Raw genomic sequence first — 21,796 nt, forward strand, 5'->3', positions numbered from 1 at the left:
TGAAGACTGCCTGAAAACTTCGCAAGTTCCTATGATTTGCATCAAGAAATTGTATACAACTTTCGACCTATAGCCCCGATTAAGACAATTGACCGGTCCGGGGCCGGCTCGGCCTTTATGATCGGCCCATTCCCCCAGCCGGAGCACCGTCATGCCTCTCAATAGCCTGTTTCGCAGCTTGCTCGCCGCCTATGCCTGTGGGGCCAGCGGCACCCATGAAACCCCGCAACGCGAGGTTTAACGTTTGGCGCATCACCCTCAAGCCATTACTCTTGGGCCCTCAATGACCTGGGAGTAAGGCATGCCATTAACGTCTGTCTGTGTGTTCTGCGGTGCCAGCACCGGTACCAACCCCGTTTACCGTGAAGCGGCTGCCGCCCTCGGGCGGGCCCTGGCCGAGCGCAAGCTGACCCTGGTCTACGGCGGTGGCGCCGTCGGGCTGATGGGGATCGTTGCCGATGCGGCCCTGGCGGCCGGCGGCGAAGTGATCGGGATCATCCCGCAAAGTCTCAAGGATTCGGAGATCGGCCACACCGGCCTGACCCGCCTGGAAGTGGTCGATGGCATGCATGCACGCAAGGCGCGCATGGCCCAATTGAGCGACGCCTTTATCGCCCTACCAGGCGGCCTCGGCACCCTGGAAGAGCTGTTTGAAGTCTGGACCTGGGGTCAGCTGGGTTACCACGGCAAGCCGCTGGGGCTGCTGGAAGTGAACGGTTTTTATGAAAAGCTCAGTGGTTTTCTCGATCATATCGTCGGCGAAGGCTTCGTTCGGGCTGCGCACCGTGACATGCTGCAAATGAGCGAATCCCCCGCAGAACTGCTGGATGTACTGGACGCCTGGCAACCTTCGGCCCCGGCAAAATGGGCCGAACAAAAACCCAGCTAACCGCCCAGGCCCGATACAAGGCAGAATACGCGCCGCTCAACCTCACCTTCGACCCCAAGAGGATCGCCCATGGCTAAACCTAATTACTCCTTCGCCAAACGTCAGAGAGACCTGGCAAAGGAGCAGAAGAAAGAGGAAAAGTTGCAACGCAAGAAAGCGACCGCTGAAGAAGAAGCCAGCGCACTGAACCCGGAAGCAGAAGGTGAAGTGGCAGCCGATGACAGTGACGCCGTAGACAATCAGGCTCCCCAGGCCTGATACCCGCCGGGCCCGATGTTCCGATCAGGCCCCGGGATCTGTGCCCAGGATCGGCAGCCACGCTGCCGGTCCTCACAGACCCACCCCTTGACCCACGGGTCTCGCCGCCTTTCAAAAAAACCGATCGCCAGCCCAGCCGCCGGTACAACCACGCCTGGATGAACGCCCGGCACACCGCAGTCACTCCAGGGGCATCACCGTGACCTGCACTTCCGGATCGTGGTTGCCACCGCCCAGAATCACCCCGCGCAGCGGCGAGACATCGGAAAAATCCCGCCCCCAGGCCAGGGTGATGTGTTCCAGCGCCGGCTGGACATTGTTGGTCGGGTCGAAATCGACCCAGCCCAGCACCGGGCAAAACACCGACACCCAGGCGTGGGACGCATCGGCGCCAATCAGCCTGGGTTGCCCGGGCGGTGGCTGGGTCAGCAGGTAGCCGCTGACATAGCGCGCCGCCAGCCCGCGGGAACGCACGCAAGCGAGCATCAGGTGGGCAAAGTCCTGGCACACGCCGCGCCGCCGTTCCAGCACCTCCACCAGGGGCGTAGCGACCTGGGTCGCCTCGGCGTCGAAGGTGAACTCGCTGAAGATCTTCTCCATCAGCGCCTGCACCCCAAGCAACAGCGGGCGCCCGCTCGGGAAACAGCTCGCGGAAAACTCGACGAAGCTTTTCTTCAGGTGCACATAGGGCGATTCAAAACGATAACGGCAAGCGTCCAGCAACGCTGGCGACACGGGCTGGCCGCTATAGGTCAGCGCGCTGCGGGTTTCATCCCAGGCCGGGGATTGGCTGAAATCCAGCGACGGCCGGGCCAGCACTTCCACCGTCAGTTGGGCATTGACCAGCAACTCATCGTGGGGCCGCTCGAACGCCAGGCGGGTCAGCGGGTTGCCAAACACATCCAGCTCATCGCGGCGCACCGTCGGCTCCGGGCTGATCAGCAACTGCTGTTCGGTGCAACGCTGCCAGGCGCAGGCCCGCGGCCACAGGTGAGCCAGTTGCTGGGCCAGGGACACCGGGCTGTCGTAGTGATAGTGCGTGTCGTGAAAGATCTGGTACCGGGCGCTCATCAGACAGACACCGTTTGTTGGCTGACATCGTCGACATGGGCGAAATGGCGCAAGGCCAGGCGATCGGACACCTGGCTGCTGGCATCGGCGATCTCCTGCAACAGGTCAGCCAGGCCATCGATGGCGGCGTGCACGCTGGCTTCGCCAAACAGGGAGTTTTCCAGGCAGCCCAGGTCAAAACGCGACAGGCGCTCCACCAGTTTGGGCAGGCCGGCTTCGCGGGGAGCACCGAAGTCATCGTTCAAGCGCTTCAGGGTGCGGGTCACCAGTTTCAACTGGAACAGCACGGCGTGCGGGTTCTGCTCATCCAGCAGCAACAAGTCGAGCACCGGGATCAACTGCGCCACCGCCAGGTAGCGCGAGCGGTAAGTGATGCTGCTGTTGCCCAGCTCCAGCAGCCACTCCAGCCCGGCCTGATCGAACGCGCCACTGCCACGCAGGAATGCAGCAAGGCTGGCGCTGAGAAATTGCAGGCGCTCGATGCGCCGGCCGATCATCAGAAAGCGCCAGCCCTCGTCGCGGGTCATGTCGTCCAGGGCAAACCCGGACAGCGCCGCCAGGGACATCACCAGGCGGTTTAGGAAGTCCAGCAGCTCGCCAAAGTCCGGCTCCTCGGTGTCCAGCTCCAGGGCTTCGCGCTGCAACTCCACCAGCGCCTGCCAGTTTTCCCGGGACAGCTTGCCGCGCACCTGGGACGCCGCCCACTGCAAGCGTTGCAGGTTGGAGCGCAGGCTGAACGACCAGTCTTCGCCCAGCAGCGCCGCCAGCAAGCGCTCCGGCAGCTCACCCTCATCCGGCAGCAGCATCAGGCTTTCGCCCAGGTCGACGGCGGCCTGCAAGGCCTGTGGGTCATCGCCGTCGACGTAGCGCGCGAGCATGATCCGCAACAGCCGCGCGCTGTCATCGCAACGCTCGCAATAACGGCCAAACCAGAACAGGTTCTCCACCACCCGCGACGGCAGGTAAGGGTCGCGCCGCACCAGGTCGTACACGCCGATGGTGCGCTGGCCCTTCCACTGCTCGCCGCTGGGCGCCCGTTCGCCGAGCACCCAGGTGTCCTTGCTGGCGCCACCGCGCTGCATCGACACCACTTCGGCATCCGCCTCGGCGGCGACCCGGGTCAAGCCACCGGGCAATACCCGATAGCCATCGGCACTGGCCACGGCGTACACCCGCATGCCGATGGCACGGGGCTGCAACTGACCATCTTCGGCCTGCCAGATCGGCGCCTGGGACAGCTGCGCCAACTCCTGGGCGACATAGGCATAGGGCCGCGCCCGCATCCGCTCGGCCAAGGCCACGCGCTGCTCCGGGGTCAGGTCGCGGCCGAACAGCGGCGCGAAGCTTTGCGAGGGAAATGCCGGCTTGATCAGCAACTCCGGCATTTTCTCCAGGGCCTGGGCCAGCACCGGCGCCTCGCCGCACCACCAGGTAGCCACCGACGGCAGTATCAGCTCTTCGCCGAACAGGTATTGGTTGATCTTCGGCAGGAAGCCGAGCAGCCCCGGCGACTCCAACACCCCGCTGCCCAGGGCATTGGCCACCAGCACCCGCCCCTGACGCACCACCTCCAGCAGCCCGGGCACGCCGAGCGCCGAGTCGGTGCGCAGCTCCAGCGGGTCGCAGAAGTCATCGTCCAGGCGGCGCATGATGGCGTGCACCCGGCGCAGCCCGCTGAGGGTTTTCAGGTAGACCGTGGCATCGCGCACGGTCAGGTCGCCGCCCTCGACCAGGGGGTAGCCCAGTTGCCGCGCCAGGTACAGGTGTTCGAAATAGCTTTCGTTGAAACGCCCCGGCGTCAGCAGCACGATCAGCGGCGCTTCCTCGTCTCGCGGGGCCTGGCGGGCCAGGGTTTCCTGCAAGGTGCGGAAGAACCCGGCCAGATGCTGCACTTGCAGGTCACGGTACAGATCGGGAAAGGCCCGGGACACGATCATCCGGTTTTCCAGGGCATAACCGGCGCCGGAGGGCGCCTGGGTGCGGTCGGCGGTGACCCACCAGCGGCCATCGGGGGTGCGCGCCAGGTCCACCGCGTACAGGTGCAGGAAGGCGCCGTCAGGTGGCTGGATGCCCTGGCACGGCCACAGGAAATTGTTATGGCCAAACACCAGCTCAGCCGGCAGCAGGCCTTCGCTGATCAGGCGCTGCGGCCCGTAGAGGTCGGCCAGCACGGCATTGAGCAGGCGCGCGCGCTGGGCGATCCCGGCCGACAGATGCTGCCATTCGTCCGCAGGGATCACATGGGGCAGCAAGTCCAGCTCCCAGGGCCGGTCGGCGCCCTTGGGGTCGGCATAGACGTTATAGGTGACGCCGTTTTCGTGAATTTGCCGGGTCAGCAGCGCCTGGCGCTGGGCCAACTGCGTCGGCGTGCTGCGTTGCAATTGCTCGAGCAGGCGCTGCCAGTGCGGCCGGACCGCACCGCTGTCATCCAGCAGTTCATGGTAAGTACCCGCCGTCAGCGGGTAGCGGGCAAGCAGGTCAGGCATGGAAAACTCGGCAGACGGCAAGGACCGTCAGATTAACGCAGACACATGACGCCCGGATATTCGATTCCTCCGGACGTCGCGTCTGCTTTAGAAACGTCGTAAATCGAGCGTCATCGGCAACTCGTCGTTGATGCTCAAGCTCGGCACGGGCAAGGTCCCAGGGGTATGGCCCAGGCGGAAAAATCGCGCCATGCGCCGGCTTTCCGCCTCATTGGCATTGACCGGCAGGCTGTCGTAATTGCGCCCGCCGGGGTGCGCGACGTGGTACTGGCAACCGCCCAGGGAGCGCTGCATCCAGGTGTCGAGCAGGTCGAACACCAGCGGCGCATGCACCGGGATGGTCGGTTGCAGGCAGTTGGCCGGCTGCCAGGCGCGATAGCGCACGCCAGCGACAAACTCACCGACCCGGCCGGTCGGCTGCAACGGCACCGCCACCCCGTTGCAGGTCAGGATGTAGCGCTGCGGCGCCAGCCCGCTGAGCTTGACCTGCAGGCGCTCCAGCGAGGAGTCGACGTAACGCACCGTGCCGCCGGCCGTGCCCTCTTCCCCCAGCACATGCCAGGGTTCCAGGGCCTGGCGCAGTTCCAGCTCGATACCGCTGACCGCGTAATCCCCGACTTTCGGGAATCGAAACTCCAGGTGCGCGGCAAACCATTCGGCGCGCAGCCCATAACCAGCCGCATTGAGCTCGACAATGACGTCGGCGAAGTCCTGCTCGATAAAGTGCGGCAGCATAAAGCGGTCATGCAGCTCGGTGCCCCAGCGCGCCAGCTTGGCCGGCGCATAAGGTTCGCGCCAGAAGCGCGCCACCAGAGCCCGCAGCAACAGCTGCTGGGCCAGGCTCATGCGCGCATGGGGCGGCATCTCGAAAGCCCGCAGCTCCAACAGCCCCAGGCGTCCGGTGGCGCCGTCCGGCGAATACAGTTTGTCGATGCAGAACTCGGCCCGGTGGGTGTTGCCGGTGACATCGATCAGCAGGTTGCGCAGCAGCCGGTCCACCAGCCACGGCGCGCACTCCTGGCCTGGTTCGGGCATTTGTGCAAAGGCGATTTCCAGCTCGTACAAGGCATCGTTGCGCGCCTCGTCGACCCGGGGCGCCTGGGAGGTCGGCCCGATAAACAACCCGGAAAACAGGTAGGACAACGAGGGGTGGTTGTGCCAGTAACTGATCAGGCTGCGCAGCAGGTCCGGGCGCCGCAGGAAGGGAGAGTCCGCCGGGGTCGCGCCGCCGAGCACGAAGTGGTTGCCGCCACCGGTACCGGTGTGACGCCCGTCGATCATGAACTTCTCGGTGGTCAGGCGGTTTTGCCGCGCCTCTTCGTAGAGAAACTCGGTGCGCTCCACCAATTCGTCCCAACTGGCCGAAGGCTGCACGTTGACCTCGATCACACCCGGGTCGGGGGTGACCCTGAAGTTGCTCAGGCGCGGATCGCTGGGCGGCTCGTACCCTTCCAGCAACACCGGGCTGTGCAGCTCCTCGGCGGTGGCTTCGATGGCGCTCACCAGCTCCAGGTAATCCTCCACTCGCTCCAGCGGCGGCATAAACAGATACAGCCGCCCCTCACGCGCCTCGGCGCAGAGTGCGGTACGGGTCAGCCAATCGGCGGACTCATCGATGGCCGGCACCCGTTCATCCGCCGGTGACGGTTCGCCATGGCTGTGCAGTTGCTGGCTGCCGGGCAGCTCGGCGAAGTCCTGGTTGGGGTCGGTCGGGTGAATGAACGGGTACTCCGCGGCCTTGACCCAGGGTTGGGACGCCAGGGGCAAGCGATAGCCCAGGGGCGAATCCCCGGGAATCAGGCGGCAGTGACTGTCGCGCAGGTACCAGCGGCCGCTCTGCCACTGGTCGCCCTTGGCCGTGCGCGCCAAGGGCAAGACCTGACCGATGACCTTGTCCAGGCCCTGGCTGAACACCTTGTGCAGCCGCGCGCGTTCCAGGGCATCGTCCAGGCGCGAATCTTCGGCGGTGACGTTGGACGGCAAGGCGCCCTCGCGCCACAGGTAGTAGAAATTGTCTTCGTAAGCCGCAAACACGAAGCGCGCCGGCAGCTTCAGACGCTCGGCGACACTCGCCAGAAAACGTCCGGCCAGCAGGCCATCGGCGCCGTAATCCTGATGCTCATCGGCGATCAAGGCGCTGTTGTGCCAGATCGGCACACCGTCCCGCCGCCAATAGCAGTTCAACGACCAGCGCGGCAGCTGCTCGCCGGGGTACCACTTGCCCTGGCCGAAATGCACCAGGCCCTTGGGCGCGTAATGGTTGCGCATGCGCTGGAACAATTCGGCGGACAGCCGGCGCTTGTCGGCGCCCAGGGCGGCGGTGTTCCACTCGGCACCGTCCGGGTCGTCGATCGAGACAAAGGTCGGTTCGCCGCCCATGGTCAGGCGCACATCGCCTTCCAGCAGGTCGGCGTCAATCTGCCGCCCCAGGGTCTGGATCGCCAGCCATTGCTCTTCGGTGTAGGGCTTGGTGACCCGGGGCGCTTCCCAGATCCGCTCAACCGACATTTCGTGGGTGAATTCGCACTCGCAAGGCTCCACCAGGCCGCTGATAGGCGCCGCAGAGGACGGATCGGGGCTGCACGCCAACGGAATATGCCCTTCGCCGGCAAACAGCCCGGAGGTGGCATCCAGGCCGATCCAGCCCGCACCCGGCAAATAGACCTCGCACCAGGCATGCAGGTCGGTGAAGTCGACCTCGGTGCCCGAGGGGCCATCGAGGGCCTTTACATCCGCGGTCAGTTGAATCAGGTAGCCCGAGACGAATCGCGCTGCCAGCCCCAGGTTGCGCAGCAGCTGGACCAGCAGCCAGGCCGAGTCGCGGCAGGAGCCCGAGGCGTTGTCCAGGGTCTGCTCCGGGGTCTGGACCCCGGGCTCCATACGGATCAGGTAGCCGATGTCTTCGCTCAGGCGCTGGTTGAGGGCCACCAGGAAATCCACTGCCGGCAGTGGCGTGCGGTCGATGCCGTCCAGGTAGGCCTGGAATTTCGGGGTCAGCGGCAGGGTTTCCAGATACGGCGCCAGCTCGCGCTGCTCGTCGGCGGCGTAGGCAAAGGGGATTTTCTCGGCGTAAGGCTCAAGGAAAAAATCGAACGGGTTGAACACCGCCATCTCGGCCAGCAGATCGACCTCGATCCGCAGCTCGCTGGTTTTTTCCGGGAACACCAGGCGCGCCAGGTAGTTGCCCTGAGGGTCCTGCTGCCAGTTGATGAAGTGCTGCTCAGGCAAAACCTTCAGCGCATAGGAGAGGATCCGCGTCCGGCTGTGGGCGGCCGGGCGCAGGCGCACGATCTGCGGGCCGAGTTCGACCGCGCGGTCGTAGCGGTAATGCGTGACATGGTGCAATGCGACATGGATCGACACGGCGTGCCTCCTGCGAGCCTGGGCGGTGAAAGAAAGCGCGCAAGACTTATGCCATCCAGCCCCGCCAACGCTTTCCACTGTGACTCAACGCAGTACAGCACCAAAACCGCGCAGCGCCTGCATTGCCGTGCAAGGGTTGCACACAAATGCGGCAGGCGCGGTGCGATACCTCACCCGCGCTTGCCCGCCTCCCTGGCCTCACGCTTGATGCGCTGGCGTTCGTGGCGAATCTGCACAAGCTTCTTGCGCATTTCCCGATGGCGGCGGCTGTTGAGTAACAACAGGCCGAACAATGGCAGCAACAGCGCAAAGCCATACAGGCCCGGGTGCGGCCCATACCTGTACATCGGCACCAGGGCCGCCAGGCACAGCAGGAAATACCCCGCCACCAGCCATGCCGCCCATTCCCGCCCCCGCACAATCATCAGGTTGCCGAACACCAGCAGCGTCACCAGCACCAGCATGCCGAGCCCGACATTATCGGTACTGCGCGAAGGCTCCAGCATGCGCCAATAGGTGGTGCCGGCCAGGGACAGCAGGATCGAGCCACTGAAGCAGCCGAGCAGAATCGTGAGCATGAAGGTCGGAAAAAAACGCGCAAGGAAATCCACCGTCCGGCCACCGCCAATCATTTGTCGAACGCCTCGTAGCGTTCCACCGCGAGGGGGTTCAGTTGGCCGGCAAACTGCTGGGGCGCGATGCAGCGCTCAGCCTGTCGCAGAATCACCCCGGCGCCGGCAATCGAAGGCACGGTATCAAAGGCGGCAAACAACCTCGGCAGGTTGAACTGGCTTTCGGTCCGCCGGCGGGCCAGAACCCGGGGCGGGCGCAGGCCTGGGATCACGTCGTCTAGAGTGCAGGTCACGGGAGTCGTCCTTGATCTCATGAGTGGAAAGTCGGCCTGCCGGCCAGGTCGTTCGAGCAGACTGGCGTCACCTTAACAACGCCAACAGGATGTTTAAGACCGATAGTCCGCGAAAATGTTCGCCAGAATGCAAAACGCCAGCCCTGAGGCTGGCGTTGCGTTTAACGCGGTACGACCGGTTTACGCGCGGGTTTGGGCCCCTTGCCCTTGGCCGCATCCTTGCGTTCCTTGGCCGCCTGCTGGTTGCGGGCGAATGCCGCCGCCTTGGCCTGTTCGCGCTTGTCCCAGGAGTTGCCGCCATCGCTGGCGCGTGGTGGCAGGCCGGTGTGCTGGGTCAGGATCTTGGTGGTCTTCTCGCCGGCCACTTTGTGGCTGCCAGCCGGCGTCGAGTTCTTGCGACGGGCGCTCTGGTAGCTGTCGGTGGCCGGTTGGTGCAACGGGATCAACTGGTTCTTGCCCGGCCCGATCAGGTCGGCGCGGCCCATGCGGGTCAAGGCTTCACGCAGCATCGGCCAGCCTTTCGGGTCGTGATAACGCAAGAACGCCTTGTGCAGGCGACGCTGCTCCTCGCTCTTGACGATGGTCACCGCGTCGCTCTTGTAGGTCACCTTGCGCAGCGGGTTCTTGCCCGAGTGGTACATGGCGGTGGCGGTGGCCATCGGCGACGGGTAGAACGCCTGCACCTGGTCGGCCCGGAAGCCGTTGCCCTTGAGCCACAGGGCCAGGTTCATCATGTCTTCATCGGTGGTGCCCGGATGCGCGGCGATGAAGTACGGAATCAGGTACTGCTCTTTCCCCGCTTCCTTGGTGTACTTCTCGAACATGCGCTTGAACTTGTCATAGCTGCCGATGCCCGGCTTCATCATCTGGTTGAGCGGACCTTCCTCGGTGTGTTCCGGGGCGATCTTCAGGTAACCGCCAACGTGGTGGGTCACCAGCTCTTTGACGTATTCCGGCGACTCGACCGCCAGGTCGTAGCGCAGGCCGGAAGCGATCAGGATCTTCTTCACACCCGGCAAGGCACGGGCGCTGCGATACAACTGGATCAGCGACGAGTGGTCGGTGTTCAGGTTCGGGCAGATCCCGGGGAACACGCAGGACGGCTTGCGGCACGCGGATTCGATTTCCGGGCTCTTGCAGGCAATGCGGTACATGTTCGCGGTCGGGCCACCGAGGTCGGAGATCACGCCGGTAAAACCCGGGACCTTGTCGCGAATTTCTTCGATCTCGCGAATGATCGACTCTTCGGAACGGTTCTGGATGATCCGCCCCTCGTGCTCGGTGATCGAGCAGAAGGTACAGCCGCCGAAGCAGCCCCGCATGATGTTCACCGAGAAGCGGATCATGTCGTAGGCCGGAATCTTTTCCTTGCCGTACGCCGGATGCGGAACGCGGGCATAGGGCATGCCGAACACGTAGTCCATTTCTTCGGTGGTCATGGGAATGGGCGGCGGGTTGAACCAGACGTCCACTTCACCATGCTTCTGCACCAGCGCACGGGCGTTGCCCGGGTTGGTTTCCAGGTGCAGCACGCGGTTGGCGTGGGCATACAGCACCGCGTCGCCACGGACCTTTTCCACCGACGGCAAGCGAATCACTGTCTTGTCCCGGGTCATGCGCGGGCTGGCCAGGATCTGCACCACCTTGGCTTCGTTGGGGTCTTCAACCGGCCCTTTCTCTTGCTCGATGGCGCACGCCTGGGTGTCCTGCGTATTCACGTAGGGGTTGATGATCTTGTCGACCTTGCCCGGACGGTCGATGCGCGTGGAGTCGACTTCGTACCAGTCTTTCGGCGTATCGCGGCGGATGAACGCGGTGCCGCGGACATCGGTGATGTCTTCGATCTTATGACCGTAGGACAGGCGCTGGGCGACTTCGACAATCGCCCGTTCGGCGTTGCCGTACAGCAGGATATCGGCGCAGGCGTCGATCAGGATCGAGTTGCGTACGCGGTCCTGCCAATAGTCGTAGTGGGCGATACGGCGCAGGGACGCTTCGATGCCGCCCAGGACGATCGGCACATTCTTGTAGGCTTCCTTGCAGCGCTGGCTGTAGACCAGGCTGGCGCGATCCGGACGTTTGCCAGCCATGCCACCTGGGGTGTAGGCGTCATCGGAACGGATCTTTTTATCGGCGGTGTAGCGGTTGATCATCGAATCCATGTTGCCGGCCGCGACGCCGAAGAACAGGTTCGGCTCGCCGAGCTTCATGAAATCGTCTTTGGACTGCCAGTTCGGCTGGGCAATGATCCCGACGCGAAAGCCCTGGGACTCCAGCAGCCGGCCGATGATCGCCATGCCGAACGACGGGTGATCGACATAGGCATCACCGGTCACGATGATGATGTCGCATGAATCCCAGCCGAGCTGATCCATCTCCTCCCTGCTCATCGGCAGGAACGGCGCTGGCCCGAAACATTCGGCCCAGTACTTGGGATAGTCAAAGAGAGGCTTGGCTGCTTGCATCATGTCGATAACCGGTGTTGGCTTTCATTGAATTTCGCGGGCGCGGAATATAGCACAAAAAATGACCAATTCCGACTGCAACGGTCGGAAATATCAGCGCCGGCCTTGGGACCTGCCGCCGGGAGCCAGAAGCTCCGCCGGGCTTACTCGTCGTCGAAGTTGTAGCTGCCTGGGGCCAGGTTTTCGAAGCGGGTGTACTTGCCGATAAACGCCAGTCGCGAGGTACCGATCGGACCGTTCCGCTGCTTGCCGATAATGATCTCGGCGATGCCCTTGTGCTCGGTTTCCGGGTGGTACACCTCGTCCCGGTACACGAACATGATGACGTCGGCATCCTGCTCGATGGCTCCGGATTCCCGCAAGTCGGAGTTGATCGGGCGCTTGTTCGGGCGTTGCTCCAGGGAGCGGTTGAGCTGCGACAGCGCCACCACCGGGCAGTTGAACTCTTTGGCCAGGGCTTTCAGGGAGCGGGAGATTTCCGAAATCTCGTTGGTCCGGTTATCGCCGCCCGAACCCGGGATCTGCATCAACTGCAGGTAGTCGATCATGATCAGCGCGACTTCGCCGTGCTCACGCACCAGGCGTCGGGTCCGCGCACGCATTTCCGAGGGGCTGATACCGGCCGTATCGTCGATGAACAACTTGCGATCGTTGAGCAGGTTGACCGCCGACGTCAGGCGCGGCCAATCGTCGTCGTCCAGGCGGCCGGCCCGGACCTTGGTCTGATCGATCCGCCCCAGGGACGACAACATACGCATGATCAGCGATTCGCCTGGCATCTCCAGGGAGTAGACCAGTACACACTTGTCGCTGCGCAGTACGGCGTTTTCCACCAGGTTCATCGCAAAGGTGGTTTTACCCATGGATGGACGGCCGGCGACGATGATCAAGTCGGCCGGTTGCAGGCCGCTGGTCTTCTCGTCGAGGTCGGTGTAGCCGGTGGACAGGCCGGTAATCGCGTTGTCGGTGTTGAACAGGGTATCGATGCGGTCGATGGCCTTGGTCAGCAGGTCATTGACGCTGACCGGGCCGCCGGTTTTCGGCCGGGCCTCGGCGATCTGGAAGATCTGCCGCTCAGCCTCGTCGAGGATCTCGGCGGCGGTGCGCCCTTCCGGGTTGAAGGCGCTGTCGGCGATTTCGGTGCTGATGCCGATCAGTTGGCGCAGGGTCGCACGCTCGCGCACGATCGCGGCATAGGCCTTGATGTTGGCCACCGACGGGGTGTTTTTCGCCAGCTCGCCCAGGTAGCCCAGGCCACCCACTTGCGAGGTCTGGCCTTCCTTGTCCAATTGCTCGGACAGGGTCACCACGTCGATCGGCATGTTCTGATCGGCCAGCTTGGCGATCGCACGGAAAATCAGGCGGTGGTCATGTCGATAGAAATCGCCATCCGATACTTGATCGAGCACGCGTTCCCAGGCGTTGTTGTCCAGCATCAGACCACCGAGCACGGCCTGTTCGGCCTCGATGGAATGCGGCGGCACCTTCAGGGCAGCGGTTTGCAGATCGTATTGCTCGGGAGCGGAGATATCGTTCATGGCCACTTGGAGTCAGGGGAGTAAAAAACACAGGGTGCAGAAAGACAAAGGGCACGACCTGTAAACAGGATCGTGCCCGATGTTACCGGCAAGCACCCAGGGGTGCCAGCCGACAAGTGCTGCTTAAGCTGCTACCACGACAACGCGTACGGTGGCTTCAACTTCGGCGTGCAGGTGCACGGCTACGTCGAATTCGCCTACGTTGCGGATGGTGCCGTTCGGCAGACGAACTTCGCTTTTTGCAACTTCAACGCCAGAGGCGGTCAGTGCATCAGCGATGTCGTGAGTACCGATCGAACCGAACAGCTTGCCTTCGTCACCAGCGGTGGCAGTGATAGTCACTTCCAGCTCAGCCAGTTGGGCAGCGCGGCTTTCAGCCGATGCTTTACGGTCTGCAGCCAGTTTTTCCAGCTCAGCACGACGCTCTTCGAACGCAGCCAGGTTGGCAGCGGTCGCAGCGGTAGCTTTGCCGTAAGGCAGCAGGTAGTTACGGCCGTAACCAGCCTTAACGTTCACTTTGTCGCCCAGGTTGCCCAGGTTGGCGACTTTTTCCAGAAGGATCAGTTGCATGTGAAAATCCTCTTAACTTTTAACCTTCACCGTTCGCGTTATCGGCGTCTTTCGGCGCCAAACGACCGCGAAAATCAATCAGGCTGTCGACGATGGCCAAGACCACCAGCAACGGATAGATCAGTTGCATAAACAGCAGCAGCGTTACGTACAACCCCACCAGCCAGAATCTGGCCAGCCGCTTCTCAGCCACCAGCCCATGAATCAGGGCCAGCCCGGCGAACACCAGCGGTACGCTGCACAACGGCGTCAACATCGCCATCTGGGGGCCGAAATTCGGTCCCAGAAGCATGCACGCCAGCAGCAACATCGCCGGCCCCAGCGGGATTCTGATCGCGCGAAACTCGCGACCAAAACCACCAGGGTTGTACAACAACGCCTGCCAGTAGCGCCCAACAATCAGGCTCAGCACACTGACGATCTGCAACAAGGCCGCTATCAGGCCGGTCAGGACCGGTGCTATCAGCGAGGCGAGACGAGCTCGCTCTTCAACCGATAATTGCTGGTAGAGATCACCAAGGGCCAACGGCAGGATTTTTACCAACTCCTGCGAGAGCATCTCGATCTGGGGGCGGAAAGTCACACCCAGCACTCCAGCAAACACCAGGCCCAGCGCTATGCTGACCAGCAGCACGCGGTTCCAGGACTCGCTTGCGCGCAAAACCAACGCAAGGCCCGAAGACCCCAACAGCACCAGAAGTGCGCGGGGATCAGCGGAATAAAACCACCAGATCAACGCTGGCAGCAGTCCCAGGGCGAGGACACCAACGGCGCCCTTCAATCCGCGCCGCAGGAGCACAAGGCTTCCCGCAGCAGCACCCAACCAATACAACAACGGCAACGCCGCACATCCAGCCACTACCAGAGTGGCCTGCACACGACCGCGCATGATGAACTCAGCTAAGGCGCGCATGCATTCAATCCCTTACTACTTGTCGACTGCCCGGTCTCAGCGGCCGTGGCTGTCGGTGTAGGCCAGCAGGGCCAGGAAGCGGGCGCGCTTGATAGCGGTGGCCAGCTGACGCTGATAACGAGCTTTGGTACCGGTGATGCGGCTTGGAACGATTTTGCCGGTCTCGGATACGTAGGCTTTCAGAGTGTTGAGATCTTTGTAATCGATCTCTTTCACGTCTTCAGCGGTGAAGCGGCAGAATTTACGACGACGGAAGAAACGTGCCATGTAATTGGCTCCTCAAAAGGTCCGTGGATTACTCGTCAGCGTTATCGCTGGCGTCGCTGTTATCGCTGTCATCGCCATCGGCGCTGTCAGAATGCTCAGGACGGTCACGACGCTCACGGCGCTCACTGCGGTTTTCTTCAGCCTTGAGCATCTCGGATTGGCCGGTAACGGCTTCTTCGCGACGGATGACCAGGTTACGGATCACTGCATCGTTGTAGCGGAAGTTGTCTTCCAGCTCGGCCAGGGCCTTGCCAGTGCACTCAACGTTCAGCATCACGTAGTGAGCCTTGTGAACATTGTTGATTGCGTAGGCCAGTTGACGACGGCCCCAATCTTCCAGACGGTGGATTTTGCCGCCGTCTTCTTCGATCAGCTTGGTGTAACGCTCAACCATGCCGCCGACTTGCTCGCTTTGATCCGGGTGGACCAAAAAGATGATTTCGTAATGACGCATGAATGCTCCTTACGGGTTGTAGCCTGCCGCTCAAAAACGGTCAGACAAGGAGTGAATGACACTTATGGATCTTGCCGCAGGGAGGCACATGCGTGCCTGCCAGGAAGGCAAGGGGCGCAATAGTAGAGAAGGGAGCAGCAAGCTGCAAGCTGCAAGTGACGAGCCGTCGGTGAACGAGCTCCAAACTTGCAGCTTGAGACTCAGGACTTGCGCGAAGCGCCTGCTTTTACGCCACGTTGGCGCTGGGCTTCGAACAGGCACACACCTGTGGCGACAGAAACGTTGAGGCTGCTGACGCTGCCTGCCATCGGCAGCTTCACCAGGTAATCGCAATGCTCGCGAGTCAGGCGACGCATACCCTTGCCTTCAGCCCCCATGATCAGGATGGTTGGGCCGGTCAGGTCCTGGTCATAAATGCTGACCTCGGCCTCCCCCGCCGTGCCCACGACCCACAGACCGCGCTGCTGGAGCTTCTCCAGGGTGCGTGCGAGGTTGGTCACGGCCACCAGCGGAATCACTTCTGCCGCACCGCAGGCGACTTTACGCACTACCGGCGTCAAGGTCGCCGACTTGTCTTTAGGCACGATCACCGCCAGCGCACCGGCAGCATCGGCCGAGCGCAGGCAGGCACCCAGGTTGTGCGGATCGGTCACGCCGTCGAGCACCAGCAACAGCGGTGCGCCTTCGGTGCGATCGAGCAGCTCATCGAGCATCGCTTCGCCCCAGACCTGGCTCGGGCTTACGTCCGCTACCACGCCTTGGTGAACGCCTTCGACCCAGACGTCCATCTCGCGACGCTCAGCCTGGCCGATCGCAACCTTGTTTTGGTTGGCCAGCTCGACCAGCGCTTGCACGCGCGGCTCACTGCGGCCTTCTGCCAACCACACCTGCTTGACGCGCTTCGGGTGGTGACGCAGCAATGCTTCTACGGCGTGCACGCCGTAGATTTTTTCCAGACTCATGACTTGGCCTTAGGTTTGCGCGACCCGCCGCTTTTCGCGGGGGCCGAACCCGCTTTCGGCGGGCCTTTACGGTGTTTGCTCGGTTTCTTTTCTGCGCCCTGGGACTTTCCCCCAGACGCCGCTTTACCACCGCTTTTGGCTTCGTTGAGCAACTGCTGCTTCAACTCACGGCTCTTGCGCACTTCGGCGTTTTTTGCCGCAGCATCGCTTGGGCGGTAGGCTTCGGGGGCCTTGTCCTTGACAGACGACCGACGGCCAGCCTTGGCTGGCGCCGGCTCGGCGACCGCTGCTTTCGCAGGAGCACCTTTACCTTTCGCGGCCGGGGCTGCGGTGTCGCTGCCACGTTTTTTACGGCCAGTCGGCTCGGCTGGCTTGTCAGGCATGCCGAAGTCGATCTTGCGCTCGTCGAGGTCGACGCGCATGACCTGCACTTCCACGGTGTCGCCCAAACGGAAGCTGCGCCCGGTGCGCTCACCCGCCAGGCGGTGATGCACAGGATCGAAGTGGTAGTAGTCACCCGGCAAGGCGGTGACGTGCACCAGGCCTTCGACGTAGATGTCAGTCAGCTCGACGAACAGACCAAAGCCGGTCACGGCAGTGATCACACCCGGGAACGACTCGCCCACGCGGTCTTTCATGAACTCGCACTTGAGCCAGTTCACGACGTCGCGGGTGGCTTCGTCGGCACGGCGCTCGCTCATGGAGCACTGCTCGCCCAATTGCTCCAGGGCCGCTTCGTCGTACGGATAGATCCGCGCCTTCGGAATGGTCATGGCACCGGCGCGCTTGACGTGCGGGGTGTTCTGCTTGGAATGGATCACGCTGCGGATCGCCCGGTGCGTGAGCAGGTCCGGGTAACGACGAATCGGCGAGGTGAAGTGGGTGTACGCCTCGTAATTCAGGCCGAAGTGGCCCTGGTTATCGGCGCTGTACACCGCCTGGCTCAGGGAGCGCAGCATCACGGTCTGGATCACGTGGTAATCCGGACGGTCCTTGATGCTGGCCAGCAAAGCCTGATAGTCCTTCGGCGTTGGGCCGTCCTTGCCCTTGTGCAGGGACAGACCGAGCTCGCCGAGGAACGCGCGCAGTTTTTCCAGGCGCTCCGGCGGCGGACCGTCGTGGACCCGGTACAACGCAGGGATCTCATGCTTCTTCAGGAATTCAGCGGTGGCCACGTTGGCCGCCAGCATGCATTCCTCGATCAGCTTGTGAGCATCGTTGCGTGTGGTCGGGGTGATGGCGGCGATCTTGCGCTCGGAGCCGAAGACAATCCGGGTTTCCTGAGTTTCAAAATCGATCGCGCCGCGCACATGACGAGCGCCCAACAGCACCTTGTACAGCGCGTAGAGCTGCTTGAGGTGCGGCACGACATGGCCGTACTCACCGCGCAGGGCTTTGGCTTCGCTGGTTTTCGGCTGCTCCAGGATAGTGCTGACCTTGTTGTAGGTCAGGCGCGCCTGAGAGTGAATCACCGCTTCGTAGAACTGGTAATCGGTCATTTCGCCGGTTTTCGAGATGGTCATCTCGCACACCATGGCCAAACGGTCGACTTTCGGGTTCAGCGAGCACAAACCGTTGGACAGCTGCTCAGGCAGCATCGGGATCACGCGCTCGGGGAAGTACACCGAGTTGCCGCGCACCTGGGCTTCGTTGTCCAGGGCCGAACCGATCTTCACGTAGCTGGACACGTCGGCAATCGCGACGAACAACTTCCAGCCACCGGAGAACAGGCGCAATTTGCCAGGCTTGGCTTCGCAATAGACCGCGTCATCGAAGTCCCGCGCATCTTCGCCGTCAATGGTGACGAACGGCAGATGACGCAAGTCGATGCGCTTCTCTTTGTCTTTTTCTTCGACTTCAGGCTTGAGCTTGGCGGCTTCCTTGAGGACGGCCTCCGGCCAGACGTGAGGGATGTCGTAGGTACGCAGCGCGACATCGATCTCCATGCCCGGCGCCATGTAGTTGCCCACCACTTCGACCACATCTCCCTGCGGCTGGAAGCGCGGCGTCGGCCAGTGAGTGATCTTCACCTCGACGAACTGACCCACCTTGGCGTTGGCGTTGCGACCCGGGGTCACCAGCACTTCTTGCTGGATCTTCGGATTATCTGCCACCACAAAGCCGATGCCGCCCTCTTCGAAGTAACGGCCGACGATAGTCTCGTGGGCACGGGAGACCACTTCAACGATCACGCCTTCACGGCGACCACGACGGTCCAGGCCGGAAACACGCGCCAGGGCGCGATCGCCATCGAACACCAGGCGCATTTGCCCCGGGCTCATGAACAGGTCGTCACTGCCGTCGTCCGGCACCAGGAAGCCGAAGCCATCGCGGTGACCGCTGATGCGGCCCAGGATCAGGTCGAGCTTGTCCACCGGGGCATAGGTGCCACGACGGGTGTAAATCAGTTGAGCATCGCGCTCCATGGCGCGCAGGCGGCGGCGCAGGGCTTCGAGCTGGTCTTCTGTGGTCAGACCGAACTCTTCTACCAACTGCTCGCGGCTAGCAGGCGAACCCCGGTCAGCAAGGTGCTGCAGGATCAGTTCGCGGCTAGGAATAGGGTTTTCGTATTTTTCCGCTTCACGAGCGGCCTCGGGATCGAGGGACTGCCAATCGGCCATTAGATAAATTTCACCTTGTCTATATGCGGGTTAGTTTGGCATACGCGTATTGAAACGGGAAATTTCAGGCTCAGACAACACGCGAAAGATCCGTGAAACGCCTAGGAAAGCTCTTAGCAGCATGGCTTGCGCATTTTTTTGGATATTTTTCAAAACAGGGGTTTACAGCTTAAAAAGTGGTCCGTATAGTGCGCGCCATCAACACGGCGACGTCGTTGATACTGCCCAGATGGTGAAATTGGTAGACACGCCAGCTTCAGGTGCTGGTGACCGCAAGGTCGTGGAAGTTCGAGTCTTCTTCTGGGCACCAATTTCGAGCTTGAGAATAGATCAATCTCAAGGCTCACACAAAAACCCGCGAAAGCGGGTTTTTGCATTCTAAGTATTTGATTTATTAAAACCAAAACAGGGGTTTACAGATCAAATCGCGCTCCGTATAGTGCGCTCCATCGACACGGCAACGATGTCGATACTGCCCAGATGGTGAAATTGGTAGACACGCCAGCTTCAGGTGCTGGTGACCGCAAGGTCGTGGAAGTTCGAGTCTTCTTCTGGGCACCAATTCAGATCAAACCCGCGAAAGCGGGTTTTTTCGTTTCTGGCCCCTGTTTTTTCCCGGTCCCGCGCCACACACCCCTTCCCTATCAGAAACTCTTCTCCAGCTTCAGCGCCACTTCCGTCTGGCGATATTGATAAGCCCAATCGATGGTGCTCGCATTGATGGTGCGCTTGACGTAAAGGTTGGGCACCACGCCCGCCACTTTAAAGCGCGGCATGGCCAGGTTGGCGATATAGATCTGCTGTCGATCCTCGCGCAGCCCGCCGAGAAAGTAGTCCGGCTCGTCATACCGCGTGCGCCGGTACAGCGCCGTCGCATTGAGGTTCAGCCCCACATCGAACATCCGATACAGCCCAAGGCTCGCCATGTATTCCTTGTTACTGGCCGACGCCTGAGGCTGGGTCCGACGAGTGTAGGTCAAGCCGCCGTACACCAGGGTTTGCCCGCCCACCAGGTAAGACGCCGAGCCGCCCACCAGGCGCTCGTCGTAGTTCTCGAAATAGTCCCGCTCCTCGCCCTGGAAACGAAAGTGCTTCTGCTGCCCCTGGAGGCTCAGTTGCAGCCGCTCGGTCAGGGTGTGCTTCCACTCCAGGCGCAGGCCGCTGGCTTGATACTTGTTGTGCCGATCGCCGTAGTAGCTTTCGAACAGTGGCGACACCGAGACATCATTCAAGGCGCTCAGGTAGTTGTAGCCGGCATAGATCACACTGGTGTTTTCGTCGTAATAGGTCTCGGGCTCGTCTTCCTTGTGCCGATGGTAGTAGTTGCCATAGCTGAGTCCGCGAACCAGCACGTGATGATGCCCGTCGATCTGAAAGCGCCGCTCGGCCACGGCGTCGTACACCAGGCTGGAGGACTGGATGGGTTCGGGCATCTTGCGACTGAAACGGTAACAGCCGAAGAAATCACACACGTCCGTATGGGTCGTCATGCCATTGGCCTGGTTGACGTTGCTGTTGTAGCCGGCGCCCAGCGCAACCGACCCGTGCCAGCTGCGCCGCTCCTGCAAGGCCCCCTTATAGCCTTCAAGCACTGGAATCACCTGCTCAGGAACCGCACTCGCCGCCACTTGATCAAACAGCACCTTGGCTTCGCGTGACTGGTTGTCCTCGAACAGTGCCCGGGCCAGCTCCAGCTTGGCCCGCACAAAAGCTGGGTCCACGGCCACTGCGGCTCGCAGATGGGCGATGGCCTGACGGTAGTGTTTTTCCTGCCGGGCCAGCATGCCTTCGGCCATCAGCACCACTTTCTCTTCATGCCCCGGTAGTTGCCGATAGCGCTCGACGAACTGGCGCACCTTGGGCCATTGCTGCAAATTCAGGGTGACAAAGATCGCAGGCCCCAGATCCTCCAGAGTGTTCTGCACGTTATAAGTGCGCCCCTCGATGGTAATCAGCGACGAGTCATCAGTGGCCGGATCAAGTTCGATCAAATGCGAGCGCTCACGCTCATTCACCGTTCGGTCAATCTTGTTCAACAGTCGCCGGGTATCGTCCTCATCGGCCCCTGCGGCACCGGCCAATAGAGTGAATGCAAGGATTAAAACAAGCCGCACAGGCAAGCACATCGACATGTGGGTCAGATCCAGCGAATAGACAATGATTAAAAAAGGGAGAGATCGACTCTCCCTTTTCTGATGCCAGGCTTAGTTATTGTTTTTTGCCACCAAAGGCGACGCTGCTGGATGAGATGCCGTTGTTGTAGATACCTGCCAATGCCTCAGCCCCCGCACCATAGAACTGCCCCTTGATAAGGCCGCTGGTGTTCTGGAACGAACCATTAGAGGCAATGTTGGTGCCCGCGAAGTTGACCGTGCCCGCACCACCGGCAATAGAACCGGCCAGGGTGCCGCTGCCGCCACCGTAGTTGGCAGTCAGCGTGCCCGTCGAAACATTTGGTGCACCCGGGTCAAACTTCTTGATCCCGACGACGTCGTACTTGGCATTGACCAGCGTCGGCATGCTGGTCGTTGGGTTTTCGCCAGCGAAGAACACCGTACGATTGGCGTGCGTCAAATTGAGATCCGTACTGTTATCCGGCTGCACACCGGTTTTGCGCGGAGCCCATTCGCCGAAATACACTTCGGCACCGGAGACCTTGGCGATCACTTCACCGCCAAACTGCGGGAAGTTTGGCAGTGGGTCGGAGATCTGCCGATAGGAATAAACTTGCGTGCCATAGGCCACCGAAGACTTCCAGGTTTCCGAGATCTTGTTGCCATTCATCACAATATGCGCAGATGCCGTGCCTGGGGTGACGATCAAGGCATTGGTCTGGGCAACAGGACCGCTTTTGAAACTGACAATCTTGCTGGTATCGGCAGTCCCGCCGACGGCAGTCGGCATGGCAATCCCGACTTCCCCAACGCCTTGCAAGTTAGATTGCCCGACCTGCACATAAGCGCTCGAAGAGCCACCCGTGACAGGCGCAGCAAAACTACCCGACGTCACCAATGCCAGCGCGGTAAACACAAACAGTTTTTTCATAACAACCTCCAAGTTAAAATGATAAAAAC

General features: G+C 61.7%; 17 protein-coding genes and 2 tRNA genes. 4 read left to right on the forward strand and 15 right to left on the reverse strand.

Going from position 1 to position 21,796, the window contains the following annotated elements; genetic code table 11:
- Positions 1 to 301 precede the first annotated feature (301 nt).
- Both CF161_RS24985 and CF161_RS24990 read left to right on the forward strand, forming a co-directional pair.
- Positions 302 to 889, forward strand: coding sequence for a TIGR00730 family Rossman fold protein (locus CF161_RS24985; protein WP_020299413.1), 588 nt, complete (start codon positions 302 to 304; stop codon positions 887 to 889).
- Positions 890 to 958: 69 nt separating this feature from the next.
- On the forward strand, positions 959 to 1,147 hold the full coding sequence (locus CF161_RS24990) for a hypothetical protein (RefSeq protein WP_020299414.1): 189 nt from the start codon (positions 959 to 961) through the stop codon (positions 1,145 to 1,147).
- A gap of 180 nt (positions 1,148 to 1,327) precedes the next feature.
- Here the strand turns inward: CF161_RS24990 and CF161_RS24995 are convergent, their stop codons facing one another.
- The 13 genes from CF161_RS24995 to rnr all read right to left on the reverse strand — a co-directional run bounded on the left by CF161_RS24995 (position 1,328) and on the right by rnr (position 18,722).
- A complete protein-coding gene (locus tag CF161_RS24995; protein WP_020299415.1) occupies positions 1,328 to 2,218 on the reverse strand; it encodes a transglutaminase family protein in 891 nt (296 codons plus the stop codon).
- Positions 2,218 to 4,704, reverse strand: a complete 2,487-nt coding sequence (locus CF161_RS25000; protein WP_020299416.1) for a circularly permuted type 2 ATP-grasp protein — start codon at positions 4,702 to 4,704, stop codon at positions 2,218 to 2,220. The genes CF161_RS24995 and CF161_RS25000 overlap by 1 nt, the downstream gene beginning before the upstream one ends.
- Positions 4,705 to 4,791: 87 nt before the next feature.
- On the reverse strand, positions 4,792 to 8,067 hold the full coding sequence (locus tag CF161_RS25005) for a DUF2126 domain-containing protein (RefSeq protein WP_020299417.1): 3,276 nt from the start codon (positions 8,065 to 8,067) through the stop codon (positions 4,792 to 4,794).
- Between the two features lie 170 nt (positions 8,068 to 8,237).
- On the reverse strand, positions 8,238 to 8,699 hold the full coding sequence (locus tag CF161_RS25010; RefSeq protein ID WP_020299418.1) for a hypothetical protein: 462 nt from the start codon (positions 8,697 to 8,699) through the stop codon (positions 8,238 to 8,240).
- Positions 8,696 to 8,932 (reverse strand): hypothetical protein, encoded by a 237-nt coding sequence (locus tag CF161_RS25015; protein ID WP_020299419.1) that lies wholly within the window; start codon positions 8,930 to 8,932, stop codon positions 8,696 to 8,698. The genes CF161_RS25010 and CF161_RS25015 overlap by 4 nt, the downstream gene beginning before the upstream one ends.
- Positions 8,933 to 9,093: 161 nt before the next feature.
- Complete coding sequence (locus CF161_RS25020; protein ID WP_043230381.1) at positions 9,094 to 11,397, reverse strand: YgiQ family radical SAM protein; 2,304 nt, start codon at positions 11,395 to 11,397, stop codon at positions 9,094 to 9,096.
- Positions 11,398 to 11,540: 143 nt separating this feature from the next.
- On the reverse strand, positions 11,541 to 12,935 hold the full coding sequence (dnaB, locus tag CF161_RS25025; RefSeq protein WP_020299421.1) for a replicative DNA helicase: 1,395 nt from the start codon (positions 12,933 to 12,935) through the stop codon (positions 11,541 to 11,543).
- Positions 12,936 to 13,058: 123 nt separating this feature from the next.
- Complete coding sequence (gene rplI, locus CF161_RS25030; RefSeq protein WP_020299422.1) at positions 13,059 to 13,505, reverse strand: 50S ribosomal protein L9; 447 nt, start codon at positions 13,503 to 13,505, stop codon at positions 13,059 to 13,061.
- Positions 13,506 to 13,524: 19 nt separating this feature from the next.
- Positions 13,525 to 14,418 carry a hypothetical protein gene (locus tag CF161_RS25035; protein ID WP_043230342.1) on the reverse strand — a complete coding sequence of 298 codons (894 nt, stop codon included), beginning with the start codon at positions 14,416 to 14,418 and terminating at the stop codon, positions 13,525 to 13,527.
- 36 nt (positions 14,419 to 14,454) lie between these two features.
- Positions 14,455 to 14,685, reverse strand: coding sequence for a 30S ribosomal protein S18 (gene rpsR, locus CF161_RS25040; protein WP_002551829.1), 231 nt, complete (start codon positions 14,683 to 14,685; stop codon positions 14,455 to 14,457).
- A 28-nt stretch (positions 14,686 to 14,713) separates the two neighbouring features.
- Positions 14,714 to 15,139, reverse strand: a complete 426-nt coding sequence (gene rpsF / locus CF161_RS25045) for a 30S ribosomal protein S6 (RefSeq protein WP_020299424.1) — start codon at positions 15,137 to 15,139, stop codon at positions 14,714 to 14,716.
- 200 nt (positions 15,140 to 15,339) lie between these two features.
- Complete coding sequence (gene rlmB / locus CF161_RS25050) at positions 15,340 to 16,101, reverse strand: 23S rRNA (guanosine(2251)-2'-O)-methyltransferase RlmB (protein ID WP_020299425.1); 762 nt, start codon at positions 16,099 to 16,101, stop codon at positions 15,340 to 15,342.
- Positions 16,098 to 18,722 (reverse strand): ribonuclease R, encoded by a 2,625-nt coding sequence (gene rnr, locus CF161_RS25055; protein WP_020299426.1) that lies wholly within the window; start codon positions 18,720 to 18,722, stop codon positions 16,098 to 16,100. Before rnr ends, rlmB begins: the two co-directional genes overlap by 4 nt.
- A gap of 223 nt (positions 18,723 to 18,945) precedes the next feature.
- Between rnr and CF161_RS25060 the strand changes: the two genes are divergently transcribed.
- Positions 18,946 to 19,032 (forward strand) — tRNA-Leu (locus CF161_RS25060).
- A 164-nt stretch (positions 19,033 to 19,196) separates the two neighbouring features.
- Positions 19,197 to 19,283, forward strand: a tRNA-Leu gene (locus tag CF161_RS25065).
- 83 nt (positions 19,284 to 19,366) lie between these two features.
- Here CF161_RS25065 and CF161_RS25070 read toward each other — a convergent pair.
- On the reverse strand, positions 19,367 to 20,737 hold the full coding sequence (locus CF161_RS25070; RefSeq protein WP_256206589.1) for a surface lipoprotein assembly modifier: 1,371 nt from the start codon (positions 20,735 to 20,737) through the stop codon (positions 19,367 to 19,369).
- A gap of 193 nt (positions 20,738 to 20,930) precedes the next feature.
- A complete protein-coding gene (locus tag CF161_RS25075) occupies positions 20,931 to 21,767 on the reverse strand; it encodes a Slam-dependent surface lipoprotein (RefSeq protein ID WP_020299428.1) in 837 nt (278 codons plus the stop codon).
- Between the last annotated feature and the right edge of the window lie 29 nt (positions 21,768 to 21,796).

The organism is Pseudomonas sp. CF161 (assembly GCF_000416215.1).
Taxonomy (GTDB): domain Bacteria; phylum Pseudomonadota; class Gammaproteobacteria; order Pseudomonadales; family Pseudomonadaceae; genus Aquipseudomonas.

What these genes read in the sequence shown, in the direction of transcription:
- CF161_RS24985 (WP_020299413.1), top strand. Translation starts at nt 302, where the DNA reads ATGCCATTAACGTCTGTCTGTGTGTTCTGCGGTGCCAGCACCGGTACC.
- CF161_RS24990 (WP_020299414.1), top strand. Translation starts at nt 959, where the DNA reads ATGGCTAAACCTAATTACTCCTTCGCCAAACGTCAGAGAGACCTGGCA.
- CF161_RS24995 (WP_020299415.1), bottom strand. Translation starts at nt 2,218, where the DNA reads ATGAGCGCCCGGTACCAGATCTTTCACGACACGCACTATCACTACGAC.
- CF161_RS25000 (WP_020299416.1), bottom strand. Translation starts at nt 4,704, where the DNA reads ATGCCTGACCTGCTTGCCCGCTACCCGCTGACGGCGGGTACTTACCAT.
- CF161_RS25010 (WP_020299418.1), bottom strand. Translation starts at nt 8,699, where the DNA reads ATGATTGGCGGTGGCCGGACGGTGGATTTCCTTGCGCGTTTTTTTCCG.
- CF161_RS25020 (WP_043230381.1), bottom strand. Translation starts at nt 11,397, where the DNA reads ATGCAAGCAGCCAAGCCTCTCTTTGACTATCCCAAGTACTGGGCCGAA.
- dnaB (WP_020299421.1), bottom strand. Translation starts at nt 12,935, where the DNA reads ATGAACGATATCTCCGCTCCCGAGCAATACGATCTGCAAACCGCTGCC.
- rplI (WP_020299422.1), bottom strand. Translation starts at nt 13,505, where the DNA reads ATGCAACTGATCCTTCTGGAAAAAGTCGCCAACCTGGGCAACCTGGGC.
- CF161_RS25035 (WP_043230342.1), bottom strand. Translation starts at nt 14,418, where the DNA reads ATGCGCGCCTTAGCTGAGTTCATCATGCGCGGTCGTGTGCAGGCCACT.
- rpsR (WP_002551829.1), bottom strand. Translation starts at nt 14,685, where the DNA reads ATGGCACGTTTCTTCCGTCGTCGTAAATTCTGCCGCTTCACCGCTGAA.
- rpsF (WP_020299424.1), bottom strand. Translation starts at nt 15,139, where the DNA reads ATGCGTCATTACGAAATCATCTTTTTGGTCCACCCGGATCAAAGCGAG.
- rlmB (WP_020299425.1), bottom strand. Translation starts at nt 16,101, where the DNA reads ATGAGTCTGGAAAAAATCTACGGCGTGCACGCCGTAGAAGCATTGCTG.
- rnr (WP_020299426.1), bottom strand. Translation starts at nt 18,722, where the DNA reads ATGGCCGATTGGCAGTCCCTCGATCCCGAGGCCGCTCGTGAAGCGGAA.
- CF161_RS25075 (WP_020299428.1), bottom strand. Translation starts at nt 21,767, where the DNA reads ATGAAAAAACTGTTTGTGTTTACCGCGCTGGCATTGGTGACGTCGGGT.